Origin of the sequence: Dietzia sp. B19 (assembly GCF_014145155.1) — a bacterium.
GTDB classification, from domain to species: Bacteria; Actinomycetota; Actinomycetes; order Mycobacteriales; family Mycobacteriaceae; genus Dietzia; species Dietzia natronolimnaea.
Genome location: NZ_JAALED010000137.1, coordinates 1 through 1,328 on the forward strand (window position 1 = coordinate 1; position 1,328 = coordinate 1,328).

At 71.7% G+C, this 1,328-nt stretch carries 1 protein-coding gene and 1 pseudogene; both read left to right on the forward strand.

The window, feature by feature from the left end; genetic code table 11:
- A pseudogene (locus tag G6020_RS05075) lies at positions 1-209 on the forward strand (aldolase); the annotation flags it as partial.
- A partial coding sequence (gene allB / locus G6020_RS05080) for an allantoinase AllB (RefSeq protein ID WP_182609874.1) occupies positions 206-1,328 on the forward strand: 1,123 nt, incomplete at its 3' end. The pseudogene G6020_RS05075 and the gene allB, both read left to right, overlap by 4 nt.

Genomic DNA, 1,328 nt, shown 5'->3' on the forward strand with positions numbered 1-1,328 from the left:
CGGTGTCGGCGGGATACCTCGACGAGCCGGCCACCGCCCGCGCACTGGCCGATTTCTGCGTCCGCGCGCTGGACTGCGGGGCCGCCACTGCCGGGGAGGTGGCCGAGCTTGCCGGTGTGGACAGGGCCACTCTCGACCGGCTGCGGCGCCCGGGCCTCGAGCAGCCCCACCCCGAGCACGCCCCCGACCAGGCGGAGACCACGACATGAGCGCACGCGGTGTCCCCGAGATCGTCTTCCGCGCGCACCGGGCAGTGGTCGGCTCCGAGATCGTGCCGGCCACCGTGACGGTCTCCGGCGGGATCATCCTGGCCGTAGAGACCGGTCCCGCTGCCCCGACCTCCCCGACGCCGGCCGGCACGGACGTCGTCGACCTGGGTGACGACGTGGTGCTGCTTCCAGGATTGGTCGACACCCACGTCCACGTCAACGAACCCGGCCGCACCGACTGGGAGGGATTCGCCAGCGCCACCCGCGCCGCCGCGTGCGGCGGGGTGACCACCCTGATCGACATGCCGCTCAACTCCAGTCCGGTGACCACCAGTCCCGCCGCGCTCGACGCCAAACTGGCCAGCGCGACCGGGAAACTGCACGTGGACGCTGGGTTCTGGGGTGGGGCCGTGCCGGAGAACCTGGGCCGGCTGCGCGAACTCTGGGATCGCGGGGTGTTCGGTTTCAAGTGCTTCCTGCTCCACTCGGGGATCGACGAGTTCCCGCCGCTCGATGACGTGCAGATGCTGGCGGCCATGGAGGAGATCGCCGGGTTCGGCGGACTGCTCATCGTCCATGCCGAGGACGCCGGGACCATCGACGCGCAGCCCCCGCCGTCCGGGCCCATCTACGCGGGATTCCTGGAATCCCGACCGGTCGCCGCAGAGGTCCGCGCGGTGGCGCAGGTCATCGACGGCGTCCGCCGCACCGGGTGCCGGACCCACATCCTGCACCTGTCGGCCGCCGACGCCCTGCCGCTGATCCGGGACGCCAAGGCGGAGGGCCTGCCCCTGACGGTGGAGACGTGCCCGCACTACCTGTCGCTGTTCTCCGAGGAGATCCAGCCGGGCGCCACCCACTACAAATGTTGCCCGCCGATCCGCGAGGCAGGCAACCGCGAACGGCTGTGGGAGGGGCTGCGCGACGGGACCATCGACCTGGTGGTCTCCGACCATTCGCCCTGCGTCCCCGAGCTCAAGCGGTTCGACAGCGGCGACTTCGGCCAGGCGTGGGGTGGTATCGCCTCAGTGCAGTTGGGCCTGCCGATCATCTGGTCCGAGGCGAGGCTGCGCGGACTGGGCCTGCCCGACGTCGTCCGGTGGATGTCGGCCGGCCCCG